The sequence below is a fragment of the Alcanivorax sp. HI0083 genome (assembly GCF_001635175.1).
The window spans coordinates 1-1749 of record NZ_LWFX01001245.1 but is presented as its reverse complement, the minus strand read 5'-3'; the positions used below and the strand labels follow the sequence as shown (position 1 = coordinate 1749).

The 1749-nt window shown below is 60.7% G+C and carries 2 protein-coding genes; both read left to right on the top strand.

From position 1 onward, the window contains the following. Positions 1-737, top strand: a 737-nt coding sequence (locus tag A3754_RS27860; RefSeq protein WP_063520826.1) for an alpha/beta fold hydrolase, incomplete at its 5' end; no start/stop codon positions are given. A gap of 59 nt (positions 738-796) precedes the next feature. Then, on the top strand, positions 797-1749 hold a 953-nt coding region (locus A3754_RS18175; protein WP_063520825.1), incomplete at its 3' end, for a lipase secretion chaperone.

Sequence of the window (1749 nt, the reverse complement as noted above, 5' to 3'; positions counted from 1 at the left end):
AAAGCAACGTCAGTGCCCTGCAAAGCAATGAATACCGTGGTGAAGAACTGATTACCCAGATCGAAAACTACCTGGCCGTCACCGGGGCGCCAAAAGCCAACCTGATCGCTCACTCACAGGGCGCCCCCACCGCCCGCTATGTGGCAGCAGTGCGCCCGGATCTGGTAGCGTCGGTTACCTCCGTGCACGGTGAGAACCGCGGCACCCGGGTTGCCGATATCATTCGTGGAGTACTGCCTGAAGGCAGCGTATCGGAAGGGCTCGCCGACATGATCGCCGGGGGGTTTGGCGCCCTGTGGGAAATGGCATCCGGCGGCCCCAATGCCAATGACCAGTCCGCCACGGCAGTACTCGCCGATTCCACCACCGCAGGCATGGCTGCGTTCAATCAACGCTACCCCCAGGCCATGCCCAGCTCTGCCTGTGGCACCAGCGGCCAGCATTCCGTCAATGGTGTGCGCTACTGGTCCTGGGGCGGTACCGGCGTGCACACCAACCTGCTCGACCCGTTCGACAGCCTGCTGGTCACCGTCACCCAGTTTGCCTTCCCTTCCGGCGTCAAGCATGACGGTGTATTGCCCCTGTGCGGCATGTACCTGGGCAAACCCATTCGCCACAACTACCGCCACAACCACGCGGATGCCATCCGCCAGCTGTTCGGCCTGATGGGGTGGGAAACCGACCCGAAAACGTTATACCGCAATCAGGCCAACCGCCTGAAAAACGCTGGCCTGTAACGCAACCATCCCCGCAGGGACCGGCTTTCCTGCGGGGCAATCCGGATCGAGACAAGACCATGACACGCACACTTGCACTTCTGGCCACCGTCTTTGTATTGGCCACCGGGGTATTCTGGGGGCTCAAACGTATTCCTGTACCCCAGCATGCTCAACCGGCACAACAGCAACCCGATGCGCAGGCCAGCCACACCCACAGGCCGGCCACCGAGTCACCCGGCATTGCCAAACCGGCGTTCTCCGACGCACTGGCCAATACCTCCTTATCGGGCACACAGGTTCCCGGCAAACTCATGACCGACTCACAGGGTCACCTGATCGCAAACAGCAGCAGCAAGGCGATCATGGATTACTTTCTTTCCCTGAGTGGAGAAATGCCGGACGCGACAATCCGTAAACTGATGGAGCAATGGGCACGACAAAACGCCGGCGCCATCGCCGCTGCTGACCTGCTTGACCTGCTTGACCGCTACCACCATTACCGCACCGCATTCGCCAGCGGCGATTACGCCGCCCATTATTCCGGTAATGGCGATGACGACATCCGCCGTAAACTGCAAATGCGTCAACAACTACGCCAAGAGACCTTCGGCGCCGATACCGCCAATACCCTGTTCGCCGACGAAGATCGCTACGACCGGTTCAGCCTGGAGCGGCACGACATCATGACCTCAGACCGTTCCGATGAGGAAAAGACGGCAGCCCTGAGAGCCCTTCGCAGCACCCTTCCGCAGGCGCTGGCAAAGCAATACCAGCAGCAGTATGACCTGCAGCACCTTCCGGCCCGGGAACAGTCGATGAAACAAGAGGGAGCCAGTGCCGAGGAGCTGTATGCATTCCGGCAGCAGCAATTCGGCGATGCCGCCGCCCTGCGTCTGCAGTCACTGGAGGCAGAGCGTCAGGCCTGGCGACACCGTTATCAGAATTACACGCAGCAGCGAGACCAGATCAATCACGCCGCCCTGAGCAGCGACGACAAAAAAGAACAGCTGGATGCCCTGCGAGCTCGCCT